This is a genomic window from Caulobacter sp. 17J65-9, assembly GCF_010975005.1.
Lineage (GTDB): Bacteria > Pseudomonadota > Alphaproteobacteria > Caulobacterales > Caulobacteraceae > 17J80-11.
Genome location: NZ_JAAIVC010000230.1, coordinates 1 through 4542, shown reverse-complemented (window position 1 = coordinate 4542; position 4542 = coordinate 1). Strand labels below are relative to the sequence as shown.

Below are 4542 nucleotides of genomic sequence, written 5' to 3'. Positions count from 1 at the left end.
CCCTTCGCCCTTGCGGCGCAACCGCTCGGCCGTCTCGACGGTGTCGGCGCACAGCGGGTAGGTCCCCGCCCACAGCCCTCGCGCCATCCGCGCCTCCGCCGCCGACAGCCGCGCTTCGACCGCGGCGAAGGCGTCGCTCGCCCGCGCCTCCGAGGCCGCCGCGAGGCCCGCGTCGCAGGCGGGTTGGGACGCCGCGTCGGGCGCGGTCCGCTGGTCCGGATCGGAGCCGTACAGCCCCTCGGCCCGTTCGTAGGCTTCCCAGAAGCGGCTCATGGCCGTCTCGTAGCGCGCCTCGCCGTCGGGCAGCTCGGCCATGCAGCGGCCGAGGTCCTGCACCGCCCAGTAGCCCCGGTCCAGGTCCGCGCGCACCGGCGCCGCCTCCGCCCCGTGCGCCAGGCCGGCCGCCGCCAGCAGCACCGCGATCAGCGCCATGGAAGGTCCCCCGTTTCGCGCACAGTGGCGCCGGCGCGCGCGCCTCGCTAGCCTTCGCGCGTGTCACGCCCCGCCCGCCCCGACGAACGCGCCCACGCCCATCCCGCCCGCGCGGCCTGGGAGTTCCAGGATCCCATTCTGGTGGACTGTCCCGCCTGCGGCGCCTGCGCCAGCGTGCGGGTGACCGAGCCTGCGGCCGAGGACCGCTTTCATCGCGTGAGCTTCGGCGCCCGGCGGATGACCTGCTCGAAGTGTTCGGCGGTGCGCGAGCAGCCGGCGTCACAGATCTCGAAGCCGAGCATGGGCCTGCCGCTGCGCCTGGTCGCCCCCACCCGCCACGGCGAGCTCAAGTTCTATAACCTCGAGCACCTGGACTACGTGCGCGCCTACCTGGCCGACCGGGTGCGCACCGAGACCTTCACCGAGGACGGCCCGCGCAACGCCTCGGTGTTCTCCCGCCTGCCCGCCTGGGCCAAGCGCGCCCAGGCCCGCGACGAGGTGCTGGCCGCCATCGACAAGGCGCGCGCCAAGGCCGCCTAGGCCCCTTTTCACGACCGTGAGCCCGCCAGCTTCACCGCGGCTTGACTCCAGACACGTGTCAGATATTTCTGACACATGAAAAGGACGCCTGCGTGAGCCCGACCGGAGACCAGTTGCTGACCATGCTTTCGGCCCTCGCCAATCCGCACCGGCTGCGGATCCTGGCGGCGCTGAGCGCGGGCGGTCGCGACTATGTCAGCCGGCTGGCGCGCGAGATCGGCATCAGCCGCCCGCTTCTGCACCTGCACCTGCAGAAGCTGGAGGAAGCCGGCCTGGTCACCAGCCGGCTGGAGCTGTCGGCCGACGGCAAGGCGCTCAACTATTTCGAGGTCGCCGACTTCGCCCTCGAGCTCACGCCGGCCGCGATCGCCGAGGCGGCCGCGTCCCTGACGGTCAAACCCGAGAAGTAGAGAAGGCCATGTCCGAGAGCGTCTATTTCCTGACCATCTGCCTGCCGTTGCTCACCTTCCTGCTGATCTTCGCCATGCGTTACGGCTCGGCCGTGCTGCAGGCGCGGGCCCGGTTCGCCAACGACGAGGCCTACCGGCAGCTGGCCGCCCAGTCGCAGGCCGCCCAAGCCGAGAGCGCCCGCGCTCTGGCCGGCATCGAGACCGCCCTGGCCGACGCGCGCACCCGCCTGGCGGCCATCGAGAAGGTCCTGAAGGACGTCGAATAGTCCCCTCGGGTCCGTCCCCGAGGTGCGTACGCCCCGGCGAAAGCCGGGGCGCAGATGAAACCCACCCACGCTGCAGACGCATCTGGGTCCCGACCTCGTCGTCGGGGCCTGCGGTCGGCTGCGCGACTTTCGCAAAGGAAGGAGCCCCGGCCATGGCCGAAGTCTCGCTGTTTCGCCTGTACGCGTTGAGAGCCGGATACCTGCTGCTGGTCGTGGGCCTGGGCCTGGCGGTCTGGCCGCAGGTCCTGAACCACGAGCCGTGGACCCTGAGCCAGGGCGTGGTGAAGTGCATGCTGGCGGCCCTGCCGGTGCTGGCGCTGCTGGGCCTGCGCCATCCGCTGAAGATGCTGCCGCTGCTGCTGTTCGAGGTGGCCTGGAAGGCGATCTGGCTGAGCGTCGTGGCCCTGCCCGCCTGGCGCTCGGGCCAGATGGACGCCGACGTGCTGGCGACCACCTGGGAGTGCCTGGTGGTCGTGCTGATCGTCGCGGTCATCCCGTGGGGCTACGTCGCCCGCCAGTACCTGGGCGGCGCGGGCGAACGCTGGGTCCCGCGTCGGCAGACCGCCTGAGGTCCCGGCCCGCGGACGCCGCGGGCCGGTCCGCTTGCTTACTTCTTGGCCGGTTCAGGGGCCGGGGCGGTCACGGCGGGCTCGCCGGCCTGCCCCGGAGGCGTCGGGCCGCCGGCGCCGAGGTCGTTGGTCGGCGCGCCGGCGCTCTCCACCACCGAGCCGCGGTAGTCGATCGACACCGGCACGCTCTTGCCGCCCTTCATGGCCTTGCCGGCCCACACGCCCTGATCGTTCTGCACCAGCTCGGTGACGTCGGTGTAGCCGGCCTTCTCGATCGCGCCGCGGGCCTGGGCCTCGGTGAACGAGTTGGCGCCGGCGGCGGTGCCGGTGTCGGCGGTCGGGGTGGTGTCGACGGCCGGGTTGCCGGGCTTCTCCGACGGCTTGCCGCAGGCGGCCAGCAGAGCCAGGCCGGCGAAGGCGGCGACGACAGCGACGGTGCGCATGGATGTTCCTCCTTTGGGTGGCGCGAAAACGGGCGAGACGGGGCGCTGTTCCGCCGCGCCTGAAACCCCGCCCCCGAGGCGCTCGTTCTCCAGCGGTCGGCGCCGAGACCTCGATGAGCCGTTCCAATCGCCGCGCTATCCAGGTGGTCACCGCGGCGTTGCGTCAGGCGCGGCGCGCCTACGACGCGCCGGCGTGGCTGCGCAACCTCGCCACCATCGGCATCGTGGTCGCCACGGCCCTCGTCCACTACGTCCTGCGCGCCCCGCTGCTGGGCCACCCTTTCCTGCTGTTCTTTCCGGCGATCATCCTGTGCGGCTTCCTGTTCGGCCGCGGGGCCGGCCTGCTGGCCACGGTGGTGAGCGTCGTCCTGGCCCTGCGGTTCGTGCCGCCGTTGCAGAGCTTCGCCATCCTCCGCGAGCAGGTCTTCGCGGTGACGACTTTCGCCCTCACCGGCGCGGCCTGCGCCCTGGTGCTGGACGCCCTGCACGGCGCCGCGACGGCCGCGGTCGAGCGCGAGCGGGCCCTGACCCGCAGCGTCGAGGACCTGGCCGCCTCCGAGCGCCAGAAGCAGCGGCTGCTCGACGAACTGGGCCACCGGGTGCGCAACGATCTGGCCGCCCTGGCCGGCAGCCTGGCCCTGGCGGCCCGGCGCGATCCTCAGGCCGCCGACGCCCTGACCGCGGCGGCCAACCAGGTGCGCGTGCTGGGCCGGGTGCACGCGCGGCTCAGCCAGGCCGGCGACGAGATCGTGGTCGACAGCGCCGACTTCCTGACCGCGCTGGGCCGGGACCTGGAGGCCATGCCGCTGGGCGTGGCGCGCCTGCGCGTCGGCGTCGAGGCCGACCGCCTCCCCCTGCCGCTCGACGCCGCCACCGCCGTGGGGCTGATCGTCAACGAGCTGGTCACCAACGCCGCCAAGTACGCCTTTCCCAAGGGCGAGGGCGCGGTCGAGATCCGCCTGGAGGCCGACCACGGCGGCTGCACCCTGACCGTGGCCGACGACGGCGTGGGCCTGGGCGACGGCGCGGTCCGCGGCTCCGGCATGGGCACGAAGATCGTCCAGGGCCTCGCCGCCCAGCTGGGCGGCAGCTTCGACCGCCGCAACGGCCCGGTCGGCACGGTCGCCACCGTCGCCTTCCCGATCCCCGCGGCGAGCCCGCTGGCGCAGGACGCCGCCGACCGCTAGCCTCTCCCCGGGACAGACGGGGCGACGGCATGCGCGCGATTCAATTGGTGGGCGGGACCCTCGCGGCCCTGGCGCTGGCCGGGGCGGCCCAGGCCTGCACGACCATCGCGCCCAGCGCCGTGATCGAATTCGCCGAGGGCTCGGCCGAGCTCGACGCGGTCGACCGCGAAGAGCTGGCCGCCTTCCTGGGCCAGGCCCGCGCGATCAGCCCGATGCCCTGGCTGAAGCTGCGAACCTTCGCCGACCGGCCGGGCTCGCGCGATGCGGCGACCTGGACGGCCCAGGACAAGGCCCTGGCCACGGCGCGCCAGCGGTCGATCACCGACGCCGTCATGCTGATGGGCGGCACGCTGCCCGACCCGACCGTCGTCGGCGTCGCGCCCGACGGGGCCGAGACCCGCACCGGCGCGGACGGCGTCGCCCGCAGCGGCCGCGCCCTGATCGAGGTGGAGCTGCCGCCCCAGCCGCCGCGCAAGGACGACGGCCTGCCGGTTCCGACGTGTTGAGACTGTAAGATCTCCCCCCTCTGGGGGGAGCAGGCGGCAAAGCCGCCGTGGGGGGCTCCAGCGGAGCGCGCGGCTGCCGTCGCGCCTGGGCGAGCCCCCTCCACCGCCTTCGGCGGTCCCCCTCCCCCTGAGGGGGGGGAGGATTTAGCCTCACCCCACCCGCTTCCGGGACGGGCGCGAGCCCGCCGG

At 73.6% G+C, this 4542-nt stretch carries 8 protein-coding genes; 6 read left to right on the top strand and 2 right to left on the bottom strand.

Annotated elements, in window-relative coordinates:
- On the bottom strand, window positions 1-432 hold a 432-nt coding region (locus tag G3573_RS20255; RefSeq protein WP_163263475.1), incomplete at its 3' end, for a hypothetical protein.
- Between the two features lie 60 nt (window positions 433-492).
- Here G3573_RS20255 and G3573_RS20250 point away from each other — a divergent pair.
- From G3573_RS20250 to G3573_RS20235, 4 genes are all read left to right on the top strand, one after another.
- A complete protein-coding gene (locus G3573_RS20250) occupies window positions 493-972 on the top strand; it encodes a hypothetical protein (RefSeq protein WP_163263474.1) in 480 nt (159 codons plus the stop codon).
- 92 nt (window positions 973-1064) lie between these two features.
- Entirely contained in the window at window positions 1065-1382 is a 318-nt protein-coding gene (locus G3573_RS20245; protein ID WP_205598397.1) for a helix-turn-helix domain-containing protein, read from the top strand.
- Between the two features lie 8 nt (window positions 1383-1390).
- The gene (locus G3573_RS20240; protein ID WP_163263473.1) at window positions 1391-1648 is read left to right on the top strand and encodes a hypothetical protein; all 258 of its coding nucleotides are present in this window, start codon (window positions 1391-1393) and stop codon (window positions 1646-1648) included.
- 152 nt (window positions 1649-1800) lie between these two features.
- On the top strand, window positions 1801-2217 hold the full coding sequence (locus G3573_RS20235) for a hypothetical protein (RefSeq protein WP_163263472.1): 417 nt from the start codon (window positions 1801-1803) through the stop codon (window positions 2215-2217).
- A 38-nt stretch (window positions 2218-2255) separates the two neighbouring features.
- Here G3573_RS20235 and G3573_RS20230 read toward each other — a convergent pair whose 3' ends face one another.
- Window positions 2256-2660 (bottom strand): hypothetical protein, encoded by a 405-nt coding sequence (locus G3573_RS20230; protein WP_205598396.1) that lies wholly within the window; start codon window positions 2658-2660, stop codon window positions 2256-2258.
- A 113-nt stretch (window positions 2661-2773) separates the two neighbouring features.
- Between G3573_RS20230 and G3573_RS20225 the strand changes: the two genes are divergently transcribed.
- A complete protein-coding gene (locus tag G3573_RS20225) occupies window positions 2774-3847 on the top strand; it encodes an ATP-binding protein (protein ID WP_163263471.1) in 1074 nt (357 codons plus the stop codon).
- A gap of 29 nt (window positions 3848-3876) precedes the next feature.
- Window positions 3877-4353, top strand: coding sequence for a hypothetical protein (locus G3573_RS20220; protein WP_163263470.1), 477 nt, complete (start codon window positions 3877-3879; stop codon window positions 4351-4353).
- The last annotated feature ends 189 nt before the right edge of the window (window positions 4354-4542 follow it).